General features: G+C 57.1%; 24 protein-coding genes and 1 pseudogene. 13 read left to right on the top strand and 12 right to left on the bottom strand.

Annotated features, from left to right (window positions below; translation table 11 throughout):
• The first annotated feature begins 33 nt into the window (after nucleotides 1–33).
• Nucleotides 34–1,041, top strand: coding sequence for an RNA polymerase sigma factor RpoS (gene rpoS, locus AB4N76_RS19965; protein WP_008154012.1), 1,008 nt, complete (start codon nucleotides 34–36; stop codon nucleotides 1,039–1,041).
• Nucleotides 1,042–1,523: 482 nt separating this feature from the next.
• On the opposite strand, the gene fdxA is transcribed toward rpoS, so the two are convergent.
• The 4 genes from fdxA to AB4N76_RS19985 form a co-directional block, all read right to left on the bottom strand.
• On the bottom strand, nucleotides 1,524–1,847 hold the full coding sequence (gene fdxA / locus AB4N76_RS19970) for a ferredoxin FdxA (protein WP_008154011.1): 324 nt from the start codon (nucleotides 1,845–1,847) through the stop codon (nucleotides 1,524–1,526).
• A 142-nt stretch (nucleotides 1,848–1,989) separates the two neighbouring features.
• Nucleotides 1,990–4,554, bottom strand: coding sequence for a DNA mismatch repair protein MutS (gene mutS / locus AB4N76_RS19975; protein ID WP_460164626.1), 2,565 nt, complete (start codon nucleotides 4,552–4,554; stop codon nucleotides 1,990–1,992).
• A gap of 323 nt (nucleotides 4,555–4,877) precedes the next feature.
• Complete coding sequence (locus tag AB4N76_RS19980) at nucleotides 4,878–5,267, bottom strand: hypothetical protein (RefSeq protein WP_460164673.1); 390 nt, start codon at nucleotides 5,265–5,267, stop codon at nucleotides 4,878–4,880.
• Nucleotides 5,228–5,899, bottom strand: coding sequence for an acyltransferase family protein (locus AB4N76_RS19985; protein WP_460163425.1), 672 nt, complete (start codon nucleotides 5,897–5,899; stop codon nucleotides 5,228–5,230). Before AB4N76_RS19985 ends, AB4N76_RS19980 begins: the two co-directional genes overlap by 40 nt.
• A 152-nt stretch (nucleotides 5,900–6,051) precedes the next feature.
• Here AB4N76_RS19985 and AB4N76_RS19990 point away from each other — a divergent pair, with 152 nt between their 5' ends.
• The 7 genes from AB4N76_RS19990 (at nucleotide 6,052) to recX (ending at nucleotide 11,152) form a co-directional block, all read left to right on the top strand.
• The gene (locus AB4N76_RS19990) at nucleotides 6,052–6,786 is read left to right on the top strand and encodes a LexA family transcriptional regulator (protein WP_046029632.1); all 735 of its coding nucleotides are present in this window, start codon (nucleotides 6,052–6,054) and stop codon (nucleotides 6,784–6,786) included.
• A 491-nt stretch (nucleotides 6,787–7,277) separates the two neighbouring features.
• Nucleotides 7,278–7,685, top strand: coding sequence for a tail fiber assembly protein (locus tag AB4N76_RS19995; protein WP_046029240.1), 408 nt, complete (start codon nucleotides 7,278–7,280; stop codon nucleotides 7,683–7,685).
• Nucleotides 7,686–7,842: 157 nt separating this feature from the next.
• Entirely contained in the window at nucleotides 7,843–8,193 is a 351-nt protein-coding gene (locus AB4N76_RS20000) for a phage holin family protein (protein ID WP_460163426.1), read from the top strand.
• A gap of 120 nt (nucleotides 8,194–8,313) precedes the next feature.
• Nucleotides 8,314–8,877: a glycoside hydrolase family 19 protein gene (locus tag AB4N76_RS20005; RefSeq protein ID WP_460163427.1), complete on the top strand. Its 564-nt coding sequence runs from the start codon at nucleotides 8,314–8,316 to the stop codon at nucleotides 8,875–8,877.
• A 162-nt stretch (nucleotides 8,878–9,039) separates the two neighbouring features.
• A complete protein-coding gene (locus AB4N76_RS20010; protein WP_077432172.1) occupies nucleotides 9,040–9,540 on the top strand; it encodes a CinA family protein in 501 nt (166 codons plus the stop codon).
• Nucleotides 9,541–9,623: 83 nt separating this feature from the next.
• Entirely contained in the window at nucleotides 9,624–10,676 is a 1,053-nt protein-coding gene (gene recA, locus AB4N76_RS20015; RefSeq protein WP_046029245.1) for a recombinase RecA, read from the top strand.
• 8 nt (nucleotides 10,677–10,684) lie between these two features.
• Nucleotides 10,685–11,152, top strand: a complete 468-nt coding sequence (recX, locus tag AB4N76_RS20020) for a recombination regulator RecX (protein ID WP_046029246.1) — start codon at nucleotides 10,685–10,687, stop codon at nucleotides 11,150–11,152.
• A 44-nt stretch (nucleotides 11,153–11,196) separates the two neighbouring features.
• Here recX and AB4N76_RS20025 read toward each other — a convergent pair whose 3' ends face one another.
• Nucleotides 11,197–12,312: an LOG family protein gene (locus AB4N76_RS20025; protein WP_460163428.1), complete on the bottom strand. Its 1,116-nt coding sequence runs from the start codon at nucleotides 12,310–12,312 to the stop codon at nucleotides 11,197–11,199.
• Between the two features lie 365 nt (nucleotides 12,313–12,677).
• Between AB4N76_RS20025 and AB4N76_RS20030 the strand changes: the two are divergent.
• Nucleotides 12,678–12,873, top strand: a pseudogene (locus AB4N76_RS20030) (hypothetical protein).
• Here AB4N76_RS20030 and AB4N76_RS20035 read toward each other — a convergent pair.
• Entirely contained in the window at nucleotides 12,874–13,299 is a 426-nt protein-coding gene (locus AB4N76_RS20035) for a PA3611 family quorum-sensing-regulated virulence factor (RefSeq protein ID WP_077430786.1), read from the bottom strand.
• 189 nt (nucleotides 13,300–13,488) lie between these two features.
• On the opposite strand from AB4N76_RS20035, the gene AB4N76_RS20040 reads away from it, so the two are divergent.
• The 3 genes from AB4N76_RS20040 (at nucleotide 13,489) to AB4N76_RS20050 (ending at nucleotide 15,548) form a co-directional block, all read left to right on the top strand.
• On the top strand, nucleotides 13,489–14,247 hold the full coding sequence (locus tag AB4N76_RS20040) for a tRNA-uridine aminocarboxypropyltransferase (protein WP_046029255.1): 759 nt from the start codon (nucleotides 13,489–13,491) through the stop codon (nucleotides 14,245–14,247).
• A 212-nt stretch (nucleotides 14,248–14,459) separates the two neighbouring features.
• A complete protein-coding gene (erdR, locus tag AB4N76_RS20045; protein ID WP_046029256.1) occupies nucleotides 14,460–15,110 on the top strand; it encodes a response regulator transcription factor ErdR in 651 nt (216 codons plus the stop codon).
• Nucleotides 15,111–15,185: 75 nt separating this feature from the next.
• The gene (locus AB4N76_RS20050; RefSeq protein WP_046029258.1) at nucleotides 15,186–15,548 is read left to right on the top strand and encodes a diacylglycerol kinase; all 363 of its coding nucleotides are present in this window, start codon (nucleotides 15,186–15,188) and stop codon (nucleotides 15,546–15,548) included.
• Here the strand turns inward: AB4N76_RS20050 and AB4N76_RS20055 are convergent.
• Entirely contained in the window at nucleotides 15,545–16,471 is a 927-nt protein-coding gene (locus tag AB4N76_RS20055; protein ID WP_046029261.1) for a LysR family transcriptional regulator, read from the bottom strand. The two genes, AB4N76_RS20050 and AB4N76_RS20055, sit on opposite strands and share 4 nt — an antisense overlap.
• Before the next feature lie 122 nt (nucleotides 16,472–16,593).
• Between AB4N76_RS20055 and fpr the strand changes: the two genes are divergently transcribed.
• On the top strand, nucleotides 16,594–17,373 hold the full coding sequence (gene fpr / locus AB4N76_RS20060; protein WP_003443014.1) for a ferredoxin-NADP reductase: 780 nt from the start codon (nucleotides 16,594–16,596) through the stop codon (nucleotides 17,371–17,373).
• 133 nt (nucleotides 17,374–17,506) lie between these two features.
• Here fpr and tsaA read toward each other — a convergent pair whose 3' ends face one another.
• From tsaA to AB4N76_RS20085, 5 genes are all read right to left on the bottom strand, one after another.
• The gene (gene tsaA, locus AB4N76_RS20065; RefSeq protein ID WP_046029264.1) at nucleotides 17,507–18,208 is read right to left on the bottom strand and encodes a tRNA (N6-threonylcarbamoyladenosine(37)-N6)-methyltransferase TrmO; all 702 of its coding nucleotides are present in this window, start codon (nucleotides 18,206–18,208) and stop codon (nucleotides 17,507–17,509) included.
• A 184-nt stretch (nucleotides 18,209–18,392) separates the two neighbouring features.
• Nucleotides 18,393–19,163, bottom strand: a complete 771-nt coding sequence (locus AB4N76_RS20070; protein WP_077430784.1) for an SDR family oxidoreductase — start codon at nucleotides 19,161–19,163, stop codon at nucleotides 18,393–18,395.
• Between the two features lie 191 nt (nucleotides 19,164–19,354).
• Nucleotides 19,355–19,825: a YehS family protein gene (locus AB4N76_RS20075; protein ID WP_008010137.1), complete on the bottom strand. Its 471-nt coding sequence runs from the start codon at nucleotides 19,823–19,825 to the stop codon at nucleotides 19,355–19,357.
• A gap of 76 nt (nucleotides 19,826–19,901) precedes the next feature.
• Complete coding sequence (locus AB4N76_RS20080) at nucleotides 19,902–20,612, bottom strand: rRNA pseudouridine synthase (RefSeq protein WP_077430783.1); 711 nt, start codon at nucleotides 20,610–20,612, stop codon at nucleotides 19,902–19,904.
• 187 nt (nucleotides 20,613–20,799) lie between these two features.
• Nucleotides 20,800–21,273: a GNAT family N-acetyltransferase gene (locus AB4N76_RS20085; protein ID WP_046029271.1), complete on the bottom strand. Its 474-nt coding sequence runs from the start codon at nucleotides 21,271–21,273 to the stop codon at nucleotides 20,800–20,802.
• Nucleotides 21,274–21,276 lie beyond the last annotated feature (3 nt).

Below are 21,276 nucleotides of genomic sequence, written 5' to 3' on the forward strand. Positions count from 1 at the left end.
GCCTGAGGTCGAACTCACCAAAGGACTATAACAATGGCTCTCAGTAAAGAAGTGCCGGAGTTTGACATCGACGATGAGGTTCTCCTGATGGAGACCGGCATCGGGACGGATTCGATGTCGAATGATGAAGGGGCAGCTCCACCTTCCGTTCGTGCCAAATCCAAACACTCCGCTTCGCTAAAGCAGCACAAGTACATTGACTACACACGTGCGCTCGATGCCACGCAGCTGTACCTCAATGAGATTGGCTTTTCCCCTCTGCTGTCCCCCGAAGAAGAAGTTCATTTTGCGCGCTTGTCGCAAAGTGGAGATCCGGCTGGGCGCAAACGCATGATTGAAAGTAACCTGCGGCTGGTGGTGAAAATCGCCCGGCGTTACGTCAATCGTGGCCTGTCGCTGCTGGACCTGATCGAAGAGGGCAACCTCGGGCTTATCCGGGCGGTAGAGAAGTTCGACCCCGAACGCGGCTTTCGCTTTTCGACCTACGCGACCTGGTGGATTCGTCAGACCATCGAACGCGCGATCATGAATCAGACCCGGACCATCCGGTTGCCGATTCATGTGGTCAAAGAGCTCAACGTGTACCTGCGGGCTGCACGGGAGCTGACGCAAAAACTCGATCACGAACCCTCGCCCGAAGAAATTGCCAACCTGCTGGAAAAGCCAGTGGGAGAGGTCAAGCGCATGCTCGGCCTGAACGAGCGGGTTTCTTCGGTCGACGTCTCGCTGGGTCCGGATTCGGATAAAACCCTGCTGGACACCCTTACCGATGACCGTCCAACCGATCCATGTGAACTGTTGCAGGATGACGACCTGTCCCAGAGCATCGATCAATGGCTCTCGGAGCTGACCGACAAGCAGCGTGAAGTGGTGATACGCCGCTTCGGCCTGCGCGGTCACGAGAGCAGCACGCTTGAAGATGTAGGCCTGGAGATTGGCCTGACCCGGGAGCGGGTCAGACAGATTCAGGTTGAAGGCCTGAAGCGTCTTCGGGAGATTCTCGAGAAGAATGGTCTGTCGAGTGAGTCGCTGTTTCAATAAGCAATTTGCTGGCTGGCATTGAAAGACCCCGACTGGTTCGGGGTTTTTTATTGCCTCGGAGATAGTTGCGAGTTCCCTCCGGCATCATCTCTGGTTTGTAGTCTCTCGCTGTAAGTGTTTGCTTACTCTTTCGTAAGTGTTCGCTAATTCAATGAGTAGCAGTCGTACATATTCCTACGTGAGAGATGATTAACTGATTGATTTATATGGTTATTTTTTAAGATTAATAGCGTGTGACAGCCAGTTTCAGCTAACGGGGGTGATTGCTCTTGGTAGGGATTTCTCTAGTATCTGAACTGTGTCGACGGACGAGACACACCCTTCAGGATGAGGGAAAGGACATCGCAGGAAGCGATTCATCAGGACGATGAAAAGGAACACAGGGAATAGGGAAAAAATGTGGGCGGGTCAAACCGCCCCTTTTTTTGCCTGCAGAAAAGCAAAAAGGCCCACGAGGGGCCTTTTCGAGAACGCGGGGGTAATCAGCGTTCGAGATCTTTGATCTTGCCTTTGACGCCATCCCACTCTTCGGCATCGGGCAACGATTCTTTCTTCTCGGTGATGTTGGGCCAGATTTCCGCCAGCTCAACGTTCAGCTGAATAAATTGCTGCATGTCTTCCGGGACTTCATCTTCGGAGAAGATGGCCACGGCAGGGCATTCGGGTTCGCACAGTGCGCAGTCGATGCACTCATCCGGGTGAATCACCAGGAAATTCGGGCCTTCGTAAAAGCAGTCCACCGGACAGACTTCTACGCAGTCGGTGTACTTGCACTTGATGCAGTTGTCGGTGACGACGAAGGTCATTTCTAATTTTCTCCTCAGGCGGCGGCAGCGGAGCCCCTTCACGTTGGGGTCGCCAGGTTTGGGAGCGATAGTCTGCTGGTCAGGCTATAAGCCAGCAGCATCCCAAACCGCGCGAGATTCTAACAGCTTGCAGGCAAGTGCGTTAGATCCGTGTCTTTAGTGTATAGAGCATTTCGAGCGCGCGACGCGGTGTCATGTCGTCCAAATCAAGTTTGGCCAGATCATCCAGCACCGGATGCGGCAGGCTGGCGAACATGTCGCTCTGTTGCGGCGCGGCCGGTTTGCCTTTGGCAGTCTTGGGAACTTCATGAGGCAAGGCGGTCGCTTCCAGCCGGCCCAGGTGTTCGCGAGCGCGCACGATCACTTCGCTCGGCACACCGGCCAACTGCGCAACCGCAAGGCCGTAGCTCTGGCTGGCAGGCCCTGGCAGCACGTGGTGCAGGAACACGATGCGTTCGTTGTGCTCGGTGGCATTAAGGTGCACGTTGGCCACCAGCGGTTGCGCCTCCGGTAGCACCGTCAGCTCGAAGTAGTGGGTGGCGAACAGCGTATAAGCCCGCAGATGCGCCAGGCGTTCGGCCGCAGCCCACGCCAGGGACAGACCGTCAAAGGTGCTGGTGCCGCGACCGACTTCGTCCATCAGCACCAGGCTGCGCTCTGTGGCGTTGTGCAGAATGTTCGCGGTTTCGCTCATTTCGACCATGAAGGTCGAACGCCCGCCCGCCAGGTCATCACTGGAGCCGATCCGGGTGAAGATCCGGTCCACCAGCGACAGTTCACAACTGGCCGCCGGCACGAAGCTGCCGATGTGCGCCAGCAACACGATCAGCGCGGTCTGACGCATGTAGGTGGATTTACCGCCCATGTTCGGACCGGTGATCACCAGCATCCGCGTGTTGTCGTCGAGGCTCAGGTCGTTGGCCACGAACGGCGTGCTCAGCACTTGCTCGACCACCGGGTGACGACCCTGGGTGATGCGCATGCAGGGCTCGTCGACGAAACGCGGGCAGTTCAGGTCGAGGTTCAGCGCTCGTTCGGCCAGGTTGCTCAGTACGTCCAGTTCGGCCAGCGCAGCGGCGGTGTCCTGCAGCGGTGGCAATTGGGCGATCAGGTCTTCGAGCAGCGCTTCGTAAAGCATTTTCTCGCGGGCCAGGGCACGGCTCTTGGCCGACAGCGCCTTGTCCTCGAACGCCTTGAGTTCCGGGGTAATGAAACGCTCGGCACCTTTGAGCGTCTGGCGACGGATGTAGTCGGCCGGCGCGGATTCGGCTTGCTTGCTTGGCAGTTCAATGAAGTAGCCGTGAATGCGGTTGTAACCGACCTTCAGGTGCGACAGGCCGGTGCGGGCTTTCTCGCGTGCTTCCAGATCAATCAGGAACTGCCCGGCGTTTTCGCTGAGCGATTGCAGATCGTCGAGTTCGCTGTCGTAACCGGTCTTCAACACGCCGCCGTCACGGATCACCGCAGGCGGGTTGTCGATGATGGCTTTTTCCAGCAGCGCCGCCAGTTCCGGGTAGGTGCTGGTGGTCTTGGCCAGTTGAATGATGTGCGGTGCTTCCAGCTCGGTCATCGCCACTTGCAACTCAGGCAAAGCGCCCAGTGCATCGCGCAGACGAGCGAGGTCGCGAGGGCGGGCGTTGCGCAAGCCGATCCGCGCCAGAATCCGCTCGATGTCGCCGATTTCCTTGAGCTGCGGTTGCAGCTTTTCAAAGCGGTAGCCGTCGAGCAGGCACGTGATCGAGGTCTGGCGCGCCAGCAATACGGTCAGATCCCGCAGCGGACGATTCAGCCAGCGGGTCAGCAAACGGCTGCCCATGGCGGTCTGGCAACGATCGACCACCGATTGCAGGGTGTTGTCGCGGCCACCGGCCAGGTTGGTGTCCAGTTCCAGGTTGCGACGGCTTGCGCCGTCCAGCACCACGGTGTCATCCAGGCGCTCATGGCGCAGGCTGCGCAAGTGCGGCAGGGCGGTGCGCTGGGTTTCCTTGGCGTAGCTGAGCAGACAACCGGCGGCGCCGATGGCCAGGGTCAGGTTCTCGCAGCCAAAGCCTTTAAGGTCCTGGGTCGAGAACTGCTGGCAAAGACTTTTCAACGCCGAGTCGCGCTCGAAATCCCACGGCGCACGGCGACGAACCCCACGACGTTTTTCCGCTGGCAGGTCCTTCGGCCAGTCGTCCGGGATCATCAGCTCTACTGGATTGACCCGCTCCAGTTCAGCGAGCAGGTTTTCCCAACCCTTGATTTCCAGCACCGTAAAATTGCCGCTGGTGATGTCCAGTACAGCAAGGCCGAACAGACGCTCGTCACCCAGTACCGCGGCGATCAGATTGTCCCGACGCTCATCCAGCAGCGCTTCATCACTGACCGTGCCCGGCGTGATGATCCGCACTACCTGACGATCCACCGGCCCTTTGCTGGTGGCCGGGTCACCCACCTGCTCACAAATCACCACCGACTCGCCAAGCTTGACTAGTTTCGCGAGGTAACCTTCCGCTGCATGGTAAGGAATCCCACACATCGGAATCGCCTGGCCGGCAGACTGCCCGCGAGCGGTCAGGGTGATGTCCAGCAACTTGGCGGCTTTCTTCGCGTCTTCATAGAAGATTTCGTAGAAGTCGCCCATGCGGTAGAACATCAACTGATCAGGGTGCTGGTTCTTCAGACGCCAGTACTGCTGCATCATCGGGGTGTGGCTGGAGAGGTCCATATTCAAAGGGCTTTGCTCTGTTTGTCGATATGACAATGGTCAAACATCTAATAGTACAGGGATTTATTCGCCATTGTCGGAGGCTCATCGATGACGGTTTCCCTCGGGCGCGGGTAGCGCGCCGTCATCGTGGCGTAGGCATTGTCTTGTCTAGATGGCGCTTGAGGCGATTGAGCTTTCATGTTTCCTTTCAAGCCAGAGTTGCGAGCGGCGTCGGCCGAAATTGCGCAACGGCGTTTCTACAAACTTGAATGATACTTCCGACAGCAACAAAGTAGCCGTCATGGCAATAGCGGTTGCGATGACTTTAGCTGGCTCGGTTGTTAGTTCGGAAATTCGAAGTTCAAAAACAGCTCTCGTGTGATGGCGAACATCGGAAAATGAATAAGGTAAATAGAGTATGATCTTGAACCTATATAAACCAGCGTGTTTTTGATTCGCCCGGAATCACCAGTAAAGTTTCTGTTGGCTGAGCACATAAAAATTACCAGGCCGGCACTCGCAGCGACGAGTCCCATGTAGTAGGGGCTGAGGCTGATTTTCGATAGCAGTACAGGCATTGGCAAAGCAACCGCAAAGGCGATCTGCCAATGGAGTTTTTTTCCGTAGCTAAAGATATTGTTTATTGCTGCACTTCTGTAATGCCAGGCAAAAGCGATCAGTGATCCGTATATCAGCGCGTCACTCCTGATGAACCACAGAAGTTCCCCCATGGTCGAACATGGGTGGACTGGTAGACGGCGAAGGACAGCATCAGTGCAATGACATATTTTCTTATGGAAGAGAAAAAAAGCAATATTGGCAGCACCAGGTAAAACTGCTCTTCAAGCGAAAGGCTCCAGTAGTGCCAGATAGGGGTTGGTTTAGTTGTAAGGTGGGAAGCCCAGATGTAAATATTCTCTACGTTCAAGACTCCATAAATCCAGGAAAGCCTTACATCTTCTTGTGGCCCGAAGGTTTTAGAAACATCGAACACTTCTGAAATTATCAGCGTGACCGTTGCCCAAAGAAGAGCCGCAGGCCATAGCCTGAACAAGCGCCTGATCCAGAACTCTCCGGCGTATGAAATAAATGATTGTTTACTGCTCAGTGACAGGAGCAGGGATGAAGTGATCAAAAAACCTGAAATGCAAAAAAACAAATCAACGCCACCACCAAGCCAGAAGTAACCAGTCCAGCTATCCCATGTAGGATTAAGAAGACCTAGATGAGCGATGATTGTTATCGTTATCGCGTACGCGCGCATGACTTCAATGTCTAAATTTTTCTTCATGTCTTTTGATTTCTTTTCAAAGCCAAGCGGCGTGGTAGCGGAGCGGGTAATTTGGGGCGCGTTATGCAGCATCCATCTACAAAAATCGCAACGGGCGCAAGATTACCATGAGCGGTCCGCCCGACGCAGGCTGGAAGGCGCCGGCGGCGCATTTTCGAAGGATATGCACGTTTTATGCAAAACAGCATTTGTCTTCAGTGAAAAGAACAAGCACTATGCGCGTTATGCAAAAACGCAATGTTTCTACCGTTCTAAGAGCGCTGCTCGATCAGCACGGGATCTCCCCCACGGAGCTTCACCGTCGTACCGGCGTGCCTCAATCCACTCTCTCGCGGATCCTCAGCGGGAAGATCGTCGATCCCTCGGATAAACACATCTCGAAGATCGCCGAGTACTTCGTTGTGAGCACCGATCAGTTGCGCGGGCGTACGGACGTGTCGGCGACCGTCAATACCGGACGCGATCAATCGCATTCCGAACTCAAGGACATAAGTCTGTGGGACGACGATACGCCCGTCGATGATGACGAGGTGTCGGTTCCCTTTCTTCGCGAGGTTGAATTGGCTGCTGGATCAGGAAGATTCGTCATCGAAGAGAGTGAGCGCTCTAGCCTGCGCTTCGGAAAGCGCAGCTTGCGCCACAACGGCGTGCAATTCGACCAGGCAAAATGCGTAACGGTGCGTGGCAACAGCATGTTGCCGGTGCTGCGCGATGGCGCAACCGTTGGGGTGAACGCGGGCAAGTGCGGGATCGGCGACATCGTGGATGGCGACCTTTATGCGATCAACCATAATGGTCAGCTGCGGGTGAAACAGCTATATCGCCTGCCGACCGGCATTCGCCTGCGCAGCTTCAATCGCGATGAGCATCCGGACGAGGACTACACCTTTCAGGAAATCCAGGAAGAACAGATCGTCATCCTCGGCCACGTTTTCTGGTGGGGCATGTACGCCCGCTAACCTCGCCACCTTCAAATAAAACCCGCCATCGAGGGGGTTTTTTCGCCTGTCAAATACCGCCTGAGCCTTCGTTTGTGGGGTTCTCATGCGGCAGTGCATTTAAAACGCATAAATAAATGCATTTGTGCATTGACTGTATATGCATCCGTGCATATTCTTTGTCTCAAGCCGCTCAACAAAGCAGCTCGAAACGAAGCTCTTTAGTTCCACCACAAAGGCAGCGATGAACCGGCCTCAACGGTTCAGAGGGTTGGCAACTGGCCCGGGTGTGCAGCGTAAAGCACCACAAGCAGTGATCCGGCGGGCAGGGACCGCGGTCGGAAAAACTATAGGAATGGATCCGTACCGCGCCAGTAGCGCCGAAAGATCAACGCAGGACCGCATTACTGACATCGCCACACCGGGCGAGTGCGTGAAGCGGCTGTATTCACGCAAGCAGGGATGCAGAAGCGATCAGCATTTGCTGAATATGAAAATCAAGGAGTTTGAATATGTCCCTCTACGCAAAAATCGAATTTGGAATGGTCTCTCAGTTGCTGGAAACCGATCAAGGTCAGCCTGCTGACTCTTTTCCATGGTTTCAATGGGTCGACGTGACAGGTGTCACTGATATCGGGTTGTCTTATCGCGTTTTGTATATGAACGGCGTCTGGACTTTTACCAAGCCAACGGAGCAAGAACTGCGCAACGATGCAGACGCCCAAAAGATGAAGATGCTCAACGAAGCGGTTACTTGGCTGCTAAGTAACCCATTGCACTACAAAGTTGACATCGGTTCTGCCACCCCAACTGATCAGGCGCTGCTGTTGGCATATAAGCAGTACTTTGTGGCTGTGAGTGAAGTCATCAATCAACCCGACTATCCATACACCATCAACTGGCCCGTAGCGCCCTTCTAACTCGCCTCCTCGGCCCATTCAAATACGCAGGACCGCATTACTGAAAAGCCCGTTAATCACCGGGCGTTTTTGGAATGCCTACCTACCGTCAGGCACCTCAAGAGACACCGTTTCAAAGCCCCACTTCTTACTCATCAATCACACCAGGAGGCGTGACATGACAATCGAGCAGCAAGCGTTGCTGGACATGCCGATCTGGCTCGTCATCGTCCTCGCCCTGGTGGGCGGGGTGTCTGGCGAAATGTGGCGCGCCGACAAGGACGGCGCTCGCGGCTGGTCACTGCTGCGGCGCCTGGCCTTGCGCTCCGGGGCCTGCATGATTTGCAGGGTCTCGGCATTCATGCTGCTGTACGCCGCGGGCGTGTCAATCTGGGCGGCGGGAGCTTTTGGATGCCTCACCGCGATGGCCGGGGCGGATGTCGCCATCGGGCTTTATGAGCGCTGGGCCGCCAAGCGGATCGGGGTTTGCGAAGTGCCACCGCGCGACTCTCACTCGGATAAACAGTGATCCTGCATCGCTGTTCGAACGAGGCGACGTGTCTGGATGTCCGGTCATAACGCGCCGTTCCCGATTCGTGCCGGTGACGAATGAACAACCTCGATTTTTATCCTGTCATTGGGTGCCACCATGAATGTTACGCAACACCTCCTTCAAGAGATCATGCCCAACGCCGGCACCCAAGCGGGCGTTTTCATTTCGGCCCTCAACACCGCCATGTCCCGCTTCAACATCAATACCCCGAAACGCATCGCTGCCTTTCTCGCCCAAGTCGGGCATGAGTCCGGGCAACTGCAATATGTACGTGAGTTCGGCAGTGAGCAGTACCTGAGCAAATACGACACCGGCACGTTGGCCGCTCGTTTGGGCAACACCCCCGCGCTTGACGGCGACGGTCAAAAATACCGGGGTCGAGGCCTGATCCAGATCACCGGCCGCGACAACTACCGCCAATGCAGTCTCGGACTGTTCGGCGATGATCGTTTGCTGTTCATCCCTGAGCTGCTGGAAAAGCCCCAATGGGCAGCCGGGTCGGCCGCCTGGTTCTGGGAGCAAAACGGCCTTAACGAACTGGCTGATCACGACCAATTCAACAGCATCACCCGGCGCATCAATGGCGGGTTGAACGGCCTGCAGGATCGCCTGCAACTGTGGGCGCGGGCGAGGGCGGTGTTTTGCAAACCCTCGGTTTGAATCAATCAACACCGGCGGTCGCGCACTGACTGCCTTGCAGGCTTGTCAGGCCTGTATCAGAGCCTTGGTCCCCTCACATTTTGATTGATCCTGCGCCTTGCAAGCGCGATATGCTCGTGTACGGTAGTGCTCATTCCGCTTGCGCTCGCTCAGGAGATGACCGTGAAAGAAATTACCCAACTGGCCGCAGAACTGGGCAGACGCTTGCAGGTGCTCAATGCTCACGTCACGGCTGCCGAGTCCTGTACCGGTGGCGGCATCTCGGAGGCAATCACTCGTATTCCGGGGAGTTCGGCCTGGTTCGAGGCCGGTTATGTCACCTACTCCAATCGGCAGAAAACCCAGCAATTGAATGTGCCGGTGGAGTTGTTTTTGACGGTGGGGGCGGTCAGTCGGGAGGTGGTCGAGGCGATGGTTCGCGGCGCCCAGGAAAAAAGCCGGGCGCATTTTGCCGTGGCGGTCAGCGGCGTGGCCGGACCGGATGGCGGTTCTGCAAGCAAGCCGGTGGGCACGGTCTGGCTGGCCTGGGGCGTCGGTGAGCAGGTGTTCAGCGAGGTGCAGCACTTCCCTGGAAACCGCGATGAGGTCCGCCGACAAACGGTGAAGGCCGCGCTAGAGGGGCTGCTGCGCCATGCCGCCGCAGAAATCTCAAATCAGGGGTAGGCGATCCTGAATCGCTGTGGAATAATACTGGCTACTTATACAGGTGTTGGCCGTCAGGCCTTATTGATTACGTGAGGACTTTAATGGACGACAACAAGAAGAAAGCCTTGGCTGCGGCCCTGGGTCAGATCGAACGTCAATTCGGCAAGGGTGCCGTAATGCGTATGGGCGATCAGGACCGTCAGGCGATCCCATCCATCTCCACTGGCTCTCTGGGTCTGGACATCGCGCTCGGTATTGGCGGTCTGCCAAAAGGTCGTATCGTTGAAATCTACGGTCCTGAATCCTCCGGTAAAACCACACTGACACTGTCCGTGATCGCCCAGGCTCAAAAAGCTGGCGCGACCTGCGCATTCGTCGATGCCGAACACGCGCTCGATCCTGAGTACGCCGGCAAACTGGGCGTCAACGTCGACGACCTGCTGGTTTCCCAGCCGGACACCGGCGAACAGGCCCTGGAAATCACCGACATGCTGGTGCGTTCCAACGCGGTTGACGTGATCATCGTCGACTCCGTGGCGGCACTGGTGCCAAAGGCAGAAATCGAAGGCGAAATGGGCGACATGCACGTCGGCCTGCAAGCCCGTCTGATGTCCCAGGCGCTGCGTAAAATCACCGGTAACATCAAGAACGCCAACTGCCTGGTGATCTTCATCAACCAGATCCGTATGAAGATCGGCGTGATGTTCGGTAGCCCGGAAACCACCACTGGTGGTAACGCGCTGAAGTTCTACGCTTCGGTTCGTCTGGACATCCGTCGTACTGGCGCGGTGAAAGAAGGTGATGAAGTCGTCGGTAGCGAAACCCGCGTCAAGGTCGTGAAGAACAAAGTGGCTTCGCCGTTCCGTCAGGCCGAGTTCCAGATTCTTTACGGCAAAGGCATCTACCTCAATGGCGAGATGATCGACCTGGGCGTGCTGCACGGTTTCGTCGAGAAGTCCGGTGCCTGGTATGCCTATGAAGGCACCAAGATCGGTCAGGGCAAGGCCAACTCGGCCAAGTTCCTGGCAGACAATCCGGAAATCGCCGCGAAGCTCGAGAAGCAGCTGCGTGACAAACTGCTGACCCCGGCGCCGGACGTCAAAGCATCGCCAGTCAAAGAGACTGCTGATGACCTGGCTGATGCTGATATCTGATTGATCCGATGACCGCCGTACTCGATACACTCGTCGCGGTGCGGCGAACCGCAATGGACCTGCTCGCACGACGCGAGCACGGTCGAGTCGAGCTGACGCGTAAACTGCGTCAGCGCGGCGCCCTCCCTGAAATGATCGACACAGCACTCGACCGCTTGACGGAAGAGGGCCTGCTGTCTGAATCCCGTTACCTCGAAAGCTTTGTTTCCTACCGTGCCCGTTCGGGCTATGGCCCTTTACGTATTCGCGAGGAGCTGAGCCAGCGCGGTCTGCAACGAGTCGATATCGAACTGGCGTTGCGCGAGAGTGGTATCAACTGGCAGGAGCAACTGGAGGATACCTGGCGGCGTAAATTTTCCGGGCATCTTCCTATAGACGCTCGGGAGCGTGCCAAGCAGGGGCGCTTCCTGAGTTATCGGGGATACTCCATGGAGATGATCGGTCGCTTGTTCAGTGGCCGGGGAATGGATGATTGATAAAAAATGGCCCGCTATTTCGATAGCGGGCCATTTTTTTTGCCTTACGTCACCTTGGAAGGTTTGCGCGTGAGTTGTTGTGTCTGGGGTTTGGGCTGAGCCCGGTTTTCCGGCAGGTTGATGTAATCCACCAGTTCGCGCAGACGGCCATGATCACGCGCGTTGAAATTGAAGGCCAGTCGCGCCAGGTGGCTGAACTGTGCTTCGTCGTGTTCCTCTTCGTTGTAGGCATGCTGATGAAAACGATCGCTCAGGCACAAGTCGGCAAAGGCCTTCTGCATGTGTTCGAGCGCTTGCTCGCTGAGCCTGTGATTCATGCGAATCACGAACTGACGCTTCAGCCAGCGACTGGAATGGAAGTTGCTGTAGAACTGGTTGATCTGTTCCACCGCCTCTTCGGCGCTGTAGACCAGGCTCACGAGCTTCATGTCGGTCGGCAGGATGTAGCGGTTTTCCTCCAATTGATGGTGAATGAAGTCCAGCGCGCCTTGCCAGAACTTGCCGCCCGGCGCATCCAGCAGTACCACCGGCACCAAAGGGCTTTTACCGGTTTGAATCAATGTCAGTACTTCCAGCGCCTCATCCAGGGTGCCGAAACCACCTGGGCACAGGACTAGCGCATCGGCTTCTTTGACGAAGAACAGCTTGCGGGTAAAGAAGTGGAAGGGCAGCAGATTGGCAGTGCCTTGCACGGTGGGATTGGCATGCTGTTCGAAGGGCAGGGTGATGTTGAATCCCAGGCTGTGCTCCCTGCCGGCCCCTTCGTGAGCGGCCGCCATGATGCCGCCGCCAGCACCCGTGATCACCATCAGGTCGGAGCGCGCCAGCGCCGCCCCCAGTTCTCGGGCCAAACCATACAGCGGGTGTTCGATCGGTGTTCGGGCGGAGCCAAACACGGTGACTTTACGCCGACCCCGGAACTGCTCGAGAACACGAAAGGCGTGCTCCAGTTCGCGCAGGGCTTGAAGGGTGATCTTGGCATTCCAGCGGTTGTGATCTTCCTGGGCCATGCGCAGCACGGTCAGGATCATGTCGCGGTAAATGGGGAGGTTGGGACTGTTGGGTGAAACCAGGTTGAGCTGTTCTTCGACCTTGCTGGTGAGGTCGTGGCCGCTTTCTTCAAAATGACGGCTTAGCAGATCATTCGGTTGGTAAGGCATCAATTTCTCCTTCCATACAGGCTCTGTTTTCCCTTGGATGAAGGAAACATTCGCACATCAAGACGCGTCGCGGGCGGCCCCTTTCCAGCCCGGAAAAGTGAATGGGAACACTATGAATCTAGACCCTTGCAGAGATTTACGCTGCCTTGATCATTGCGCCGCAAAGTCTTTCCTGGCAATCGCTTATTGACGGTTTGCAAGGTGATTTCACCGCTCGTCTGAACACGAGCCGAGTCTCTGGCGCTCTGATTTACTAAGTTACAGGCGTAACACGACAACTTTGCGTCAAAGGCAGGGCGCGCGGTTCAAGAGATTGAAGGATTTGTTTCGCTCAAGCAGGGCGAGGAGCAGGGAGGCGGGATGTTATGGCCAGAGTCATTCTGGAAATCGATGCGCAACTGTATCGATTACTGAAATCATCGGCCGAGACCCATCATGTGAGTCTCGAAGAGGAGTGCTGTCGGCGTTTAGAGGGGAGCCGAACGGCGCTCACGTTACTTGCAGGCATTATTGGCTGAACTGCGCGCCGAGGATGAACAGCGGCGCGCAAATGCTCGTTGATTACTTTTTCTTCACCGGTGTGGCTTTCGGGCAATCCGATTCCTGGAAGCTTGCGGAGCCGATCGGGCGATTGGACTTCACCTCGGCAAAGTCATAACGCATGATCGCGCCCTTTGCCATCAGCTTGCGGAACCCCGGGTTTCTGCAGACGGACGCGCCAAGCTGGAAGTAAACCGCTTTCGGGTCAGACCGCATCTTTTCGGCGTGGCTGCTCTGCACACTCAGGTGGTTGATCAGTACATTGCCTTCGACAGTGTAGCCCTGATCGAGAATGTCCTCGTTGATCGCCCGTGGCGTGCCGACGCTGCTTTGTGCCGCGACATTTTGCAGCTCTTTGTTGAGGTTCTGCTCTTTCAAGGACGCCGCCTGAGCACTGAAGGACGACGCCAGCAAAATGGCAACGGTGGGAACGATAAGGCGCAGCATGAAACTCTCCTGGTTCAGTGACTGGTGCTTCGACCCGCCACATGACTGTGCGTTCAGTGGCGGCGAATTATAGGGGACGGGCAACAGACGGTACAGGCTTGCACCGACTGCTCTGGTAAACTGACGCCACTTTTTGCCCTGCCGAGTGTTTTTCGTGTCGATTTACTTCCCTTGCCGGCGTTGCCTGCGATGAACCCTGCAATTCCTCACTTTGCTGCCAACGCCGTGGCCCGCTTGCGCGATATGCGAGAGGAAGAGGGTATCAAGCCGATTCAGGCCCGAGGCTGGCGGGCAGCGCGTTGCCGTGCCTGCCGCGTGATCGAGAGCCACTGCCTGTGCGCCTGGCGCCCGCAGGTCGAGGCGCGTTCTGGTGTGTGCCTGATCATGACCAACAAGGAAGTGTTCAAACCGAGCAACACGGGTTGGCTGATTGCCGATGTAGTGCGCGACAACCATGCGTTTATCTGGTCGCGCACGGAGGTCGATGAACAACTGTTGGCGTTGCTGGCCGACCCGCAATGGCAGCCGTATCTGGTGTTTCCGGGTGAGTACGTCGAGCCCGAGCGTGTCACCAACAGCGTCGACACGGATAGCTCGAAACGTCCGCTGTTCATTTTGCTGGATGCCACCTGGACAGAGGCCCGGAAGATTTTCCGCAAAAGCCCCTATTTTGACCGGCTTCCGATCTTGAGCCTGCTGCCCGAGAGACTGTCACGGTATCGGTTGCGCAGGTCGACCCGCAGCGAGCATTTGTGCACAGCCGAAGTGGCGGCACTGTGTCTGGATCTGGCCGGTGACACTGACGCTGCATCGGCGCTGGACGCTTATTTCGACGTGTTCAGCCAGCATTACCTGGACGCAAAGCATCAGTTGGACATGAATGTGGCAACGCCGGCTCACGCCGACCTGATGCCGTTCGTGCAAAACACGGCCCCGGTCATCTGCTGATTGTCACCCATACTGCAAAGAACTGTACCGGCCAAGCACCTTGACCACCCCGGCTTCGCTGGGCATGCTTGGCGCCGATTAGGGCGCGGCCAGGTTTGATACGCCGAATTCTTGCGTTAGTTAATAGCTACGTGATTGGCGTTGAACGTGCCCTGTTAGTGCAGCTTCGTGGCTGTGCCTTGAGTTGTTTGAAAAACAGGATCATTTGAAAAATGGCCACATACGAAATCCTGATTGCCGATGATCACCCACTGTTTCGCAGTGCGCTGCATCAGGCCGTGACGCTGGGCCTGGGCCCGGATGTTCGGCTGGTGGAAGTGGCGAGCATTGCCGAGCTGGAAGCCCGCCTGGATGAAAAGTCCGACTGGGATCTGGTGCTGCTGGACCTGAACATGCCCGGCGCCTACGGTTTTTCCGGGCTCGTGCTGTTGCGCGGTCAGTACCCGCAAATTCCGGTGGTGATGGTTTCCGCGCAGGAAGAAGCGTCAATCATGGTCAAGTCCCGTGAGTTCGGCGCCAGTGGGTTCATTCCAAAATCCAGCGACCTGAGTGTCATCCAGAAGGCTGTCCGTGCGGTGCTGGACGGCGACGTATTCTGGCCACCTCAAGCCTTTGAAGCGGTCAGTGTTTCCGATGAGGCCAAAGCGGCCAGCGAAGGCCTTGCGAGCCTGACGCCCCAGCAATTCCGGGTGTTGACCATGGTTTGCGAAGGCTTGCTGAATAAACAGATTGCGTACGAGCTAAGCGTCTCCGAGGCGACGATCAAAGCCCATGTCACGGCGATTTTCCGCAAGCTGAATGTGCGGACCCGCACTCAGGCGGCGTTGCTCTTGCAACAACTTGAGTCAATTTCCAGCCACTAAACTATTACATGTTCACGCTTTTTTGACTTTGCTTGATCTAGCGTTCCCATTCCTACCTGGTCAGTTGCCCATTCTATGTCACCTTTCAAAGGCCAAACCGGCCTCAAACGCATCCTCAATGCCTCCGGTTACTCGCTGGATGGCCTGCGCGCTGCCTTCACCGGTGAAGCGGCCTTTCGGCAACTGGTGTTGCTCAACGTTATCCTGATACCGATTTCGTTCTTCTTGAACGTCAGCCGCGTCGAACAGGCGCTGCTGATCGCCGTCTGCCTGTTGGCGCTGATCGTCGAACTGCTGAACTCGGCGGTGGAAGCAGCCATCGATCGCATTTCCCTCGAACTGCACCCGCTGTCCAAAAACGCCAAGGACATGGGCAGCGCAGCTCAATTCGTGGCGTTGAGCATGATCGCGCTGGTCTGGGCAGTCATCCTGCTTTAAGCGATGTTTGGCAGAACGATCTCGTCGCTGCGCTGAACCCCCTCGGTGAACGCGCGGCACAGCTCGAGGAATTCGCGCATCGCCGACGTCTGATATTTCTGTTTGTGCCAGATGAAATAAAACTGCCGCGCCAGGTCCAGGTCCGGTGTCTCCACGGGCACCAGGCTGCCACGACGGAACGCATCGCGCAGTGCCAGGCGCGAAATGCAACCGATCCCCAATCCCGACTCCACGGCGCGCTTGATCGCTTCGGTGTGTTCCAGTTCGAGCCGGATATTCAGCGCACTGCGATGGTGACGCATGGCCTGGTCAAAGGTCAGCCGTGTGCCAGAGCCTTGTTCTCGCAGAATCCAGGCCTCGTGGGTCAGTTCTTCCATGGTCGCGGTGCCGCGTTTGGCCAGTGGATGCTGAGGCGCGCAAAACACCACCAGTTCATCCTCGACCCAACTCTGCACTTCGATGTCGGGATGACTGCAATCGCCTTCGATTAGACCCAGATCAATTTCATAGTGGGCAACTTGTTGCACGATATTGGCAGTGTTTTGCACGTGCAGCTTCACCTGGCTTTCCGGGTGGCGCTGCATGAAGCTGCCGATCAGCAGGGTGGCCAGGTAATTGCCGATGGTCAGGGTCGCGCCGACCGCCAGGGAGCCGAACCCGGACTTGCCGTTGAGCAGGTCTTCAATTTCCTTGGATTGATCGAGCAATGCCACGGCCTGTGGCAGCAACTGTTTGCCGAGGGCGTTGAGGCTCAAGCGTTTGCCAGCGCGGTCAAACAACTGGCAGCTGGACTGGCGCTCCAGTTCGGTGATCGAGGTGCTCGCCGCCGATTGTGAGAGGTTGAGCAAGCCCGCAGCACGGGATACGCTTTCCTGCTGGGCGACGGCGACGAAAACTTGAAGTTGACGGAGAGTAAATCGCATATCGATATAACCGATAACCCTTATCTTAATAATCCATTTAACAGATATTGTCTCTGCCTTTAGAATGCGATGCAATTGCGCATATCACTGGCGCAGGCAAAATCTCCAGGAGTCCCACGTACATGAGCAACATGAACCACGAGCGTGTCCTCAGTGTTCATCACTGGAACGACACTCTGTTCAGCTTCAAGTGCACCCGCGATCCGGGCCTGCGCTTCGAGAACGGTCAGTTCGTGATGATCGGCCTGCAACAGCCCAACGGCCGCCCGCTTATGCGCGCTTACTCGATTGCCAGCCCGAACTGGGAAGAGCATCTCGAGTTCTTCAGCATCAAGGTGCCTGATGGCCCGCTGACTTCCCAGTTGCAGCATCTGAAGGAAGGCGACGAGATCATCATCAGCAAGAAGCCTACCGGCACACTGGTGCTGGATGACTTGAAGCCTGGCAAACATTTGTACCTGCTCAGCACCGGTACCGGTCTGGCGCCCTTCATGAGCGTCATCCAGGACCCGGAAACCTACGAGCGTTTCGAAAAAGTGATCCTGTGCCACGGCGTGCGTTACGTCAACGAAGTCGCTTATCGCGAGTTCATCACCGAGCACCTGCCGCAGAACGAGTTCTTCGGTGAGGCGCTGCGTGACAAGTTGATCTACTACCCGACCGTGACCCGCGAGCCGTTCGAGAACGAAGGCCGCCTGACCGACCTGATGCGCAGCGGCAAGCTGTTCAGCGACATCGGCCTGCCACCGATCAACCCGCAGGACGACCGCGCCATGCTGTGCGGCAGCCCGAGCATGCTCGACGAGACCAGCGAAGTGTTGAACAGCTTCGGCCTGAAAGTTTCGCCGCGGATGCGCGAGCCGGGTGACTACCTGATCGAGCGAGCGTTCGTCGAGAAGTAAGCAAACGCATCACTAAAAAGCCCCATTGCCCTTGCAGGCAGTGGGGCTTTTTTATGCCCGACGCAATCCCTGTAGGAGCACGGCTTGCCGGCGATGGCGTCCTTGAGTTCGCCATCGCGAGCAAGCTTTGCTCCTACAAGTCAGGTACAGGGATGACTTCGAGAACGCGGATAACCCCTGCTTCGGGGTAATGCCAGCGCACATCCAGGTCCCAGAACTGCGCGCCATATTCCCGCTCGGGTGTAGGAATTTGGTACGCCGGGCGTGGGTCTTGTGCCAAACATTGCTCGATCAACGCTACCAAGGGCTCTTCAAGGCGCTGAGCATGGCCATGAGCCTGTTGCAGCGCGGCATCCGTCCACTGCACGGGGATCAATTGCGGCGCGGCGCTGGCGATGCTGTTGGAGGCGGTGTCGATGATGTCGGCGTAAGGCACGTAGGGTTTGATGTCGAGAATCGGCGTGCCGTCCAATAGATCGATACCGGATATCCACAGGCGATTGGCTTCGACCTTGTCCAGCTTCACCACGGATTGACCAATGCCATTGGGCCGATGCGTGGCGCGGGTGGCGAACACACCCATGGATTTGTTACCGCCCAGACGCGGCGGGCGGACTTTCAGGCGTGGCTTTTCTTCCAGCGCCTGATGGAACACAAACAGCAGCCAAACGTGACTGACCTGTTCCAGGCCCTGTACCGCATCCCCCTGATCAAACGGCGCGACAAGCTCCAGAATACCGCGAGCGGCTGGGGCCAGTTGCGGTTGGCGCGGGATAGCGAACTTCTCCTTGAAGCAGGAGCGCACGAAGCCGATGGGGGAAACGCTGTAGGTCATGATCTGGGTCGAGGCGGGGTGAGGGTGGGCATGATAACCCGAGCGGCCACGGGATCGTTGGTGCCTGTCAGTCCGCAATCGCGGGCAAGCCACGCTCCCACAGGGTTCTCGGGTGTATACACATTTTGTGTACGGCATAAAACCTGTGGGAGCGTGGCTTGCCCGCGAAAGCCGCGCCGCCGATCTAAAGACTGAACCCACCATCCAAAGGAATAATATTCCCGGTCATATACGCCCCCGCCGTACTCGCCAGGCTGATCGCCAGCGCCGCCATTTCTTCCTCCCGGCCCCAACGCTTCATCGGAATCATCGCGGTATCCTGTGCCAGCGCCTGTTCATCGCTGCCAATATGCTGCGTCATCTTGCTCGGGAAACGCCCCGGCGCAATCACGTTGACGTTGATGTGCTGGCTCACCAGTTCCCTCGCGAGAATCCGCGACAGTTGGTGCAGGGCCGCTTTACTCGGGCCGTAGGCATAAGCTTGTTCACCAAAGGAAGAAATCCCGGCCACCGAGCCGATGTTAATAATCCGCGCCGGATTGGCGGCGGAGCCTGCCTTGCGTAACAGTGGCAAAAACTGCTGAATGCAGTTGAACACCGACGTCACGTTGAGTTGCATGACCTTTTCCCAGCCTTTGACCGGGTAGCTTTCCAGTGGTGCGCCCCAAGTCGTCCCAGCGTTGTTCACCAGGATGTCCAGATGGGTGATCTGTTCACCCAGTCGCGTGGCCAACTGAAGCACGCCTTCTTCGGTGGCCAGGTTGGCCGCAATCGCGTGGCAACGACCGAGCACACTCAATTCATCCGCCGTTTGCTGGCAGGCTTCGGCGTCCCGGGCGCAGACATACACCTTCGCCCCAGCCTCGACGTAAGCCTTGGCGATCATTTTACCGATACCACGGGTGCCGCCGGTTACAAGGGCGGTGCGACCTTGAAGGGAAAAGTACGGGTGCATGGCAAATCCTGAGCGCTTAAGGGTGACTACACCCTAGTCGTCAGCCGCGTTAAGCGGAGCCACTATTTTTGCCGGGAATGAGGATCTATACAGCGTGGCCTGCAACGGCCTCTGTAGGAGCACAGCTTGCTGGCGATGGCGTTTTGAAGATCGCCATCGCCAGCGAGCTGTGCTCCTACAGGGATGGGCGCTTACTGCGGGCGAACGCGCAGGGTCAGGCCCTTGAGGAAGTTGCGCAGCAACTGGTCGCCACAGGTGCGGTAGTTGGTGTGGCCGAACTTGCGGAACAACGCGCTCAACTCCGGCTTGGACACCGGAAACTCGGCGGCCTTCAGGATCGCGTGCATGTCGTCTTCTTTCAGTTCGAACGCCACGCGCAGTTTCTTGAGGATGATGTTGTTGGTCACCGGCACTTCGATTGGCTGCGGTGGACGGCTTTCGTCCTTGCCGCGCTTGAAGATCACCAGGCCATCAAGGAAGTGCGCCATGACTTCATCCGGGCAACGCACGAAGCCTTCCTCGTCTTCCTCTTTTTTGTCGAGGTAAGTCAACAGGTCTTCCATGGACACGTCCATGCCGCCGAGTTTGATGATCTCGATGACTTTCTTGTCGCTGATGTCCAGCATGTAGCGAACGCTGCGCAATACGTCGTTGTGAATCATGGTGTGCAATCCTGATATTCAGCAGTGGGCGCCGCATCAAACAGCGGCACCGAAATGTGTGGCGGCGGGAGAGGTTTTAGAACTTCTCTTTGCCGGACAGGTAGCGCCATTGCCCCAACGGCACCTTGCCGATGGACACGCCACCTATGCGGATGCGGCGGATGGCAACGACCTTCAAGCCTACGGCCTGGCAGAACAGGGCGATCACGCCCGGTTGCGGGTTCTTCATGGCAAAGCGCAGGCGATTTTCGTTCTGCCAGCTGGCTTTGACCGGCGGCAGCTCCTTGCCTTTGTAAGTCAGACCGTGGTTCAGGCGGTTGAGGCCGTGAGCCACCATGTCGCCTTCAACCTCGACCACATACTCTTGCTCGATCTTGCTGGCATCGGCGGTGAGTTTGCGCAGGATCTTCCAGTCCTGGGTGAACACCAGCAGCCCGCTGGCGTTGGCCTGCAAGTCGGTGCTGGCGGTCAGGCGCAGGAAGTGGCCCTTGAGCGCACGTTTGCTGAAGCGGTGCTCTTCGCTCAGGGTCTCGGCGCTCAGGGTGGCCATGGCGGTGTCCGCGTCCATGCCCACGGGCACGTTCAACAGGATAGTCACCGGCTCTGGCGCAGTGGCCTTGGCCTCAGGATCGAGTTCGACTTTTTGCGTGTCGACCTTGAACTGCGGCTCGTCGATGACTTCACCGTCCACGGTCACCCAGCCGCCCTCGATGAACAGCTCAGCCTCCCGACGGGAACAGCCGACGAGTTCGATGAGGCGTTTGGAGAGACGAATCGGGTCAGTCATGACAGGGCCGTAACAAAAAAGGGGTGGGCATTGTACCTGCCTGGCGCCGGTTAATCCCGGCTCCATTTCAGTGCTGGTGCTTTTTGTGGGAGCTGGCTTGCCTGCGATGGCATCAGCCGGGTCTAACTGACCTGCCGCGTCGCCTGCATCGCAGGCAAGCCAGCTCCCACATTTGATCTAAGTTGTGTCAGCCATTACGCGTCAATTGTTGCGCCTGGCGCAGGCGCATATGCAACAGCGGATAAGGCTGCTTCATGCCGTCAAACTCGGAGCGACCGATCACCTCGAAGCCTTGTTTGAGGTAAAACCCCAGCGCTTGCGGGTTCTGTTCGTTGACGTCCAGTTCATCGGCATTCAGGTGTTCCATGGCATAGCGTAGCAACTGTTTGCCCAGGCCCTGGCCGCGATGCGCCGGATCGATAAAGAGCATTTCGATCTTGCCGGCCGCAACGCCGGCGAACCCGGTGATGCGCTGGCGTGAGTCTTTGGTACAAATCAGCATCACCGCATCGAGGTAGCGGGTCAGCACCAGATCTTTCAACAACAGGATGTAACTGTCTGGCAGAAAGTCATGGGTGGCGCGTACCGAGGCCTCCCAGACCCGGGTGAGTTCTTTGTAGTCACTCTGTTTCGGTGTGAGGATGACCGAATGATGGCGCATGGC

It is taken from the genome of Pseudomonas sp. S2_F03 (assembly GCF_054668335.1).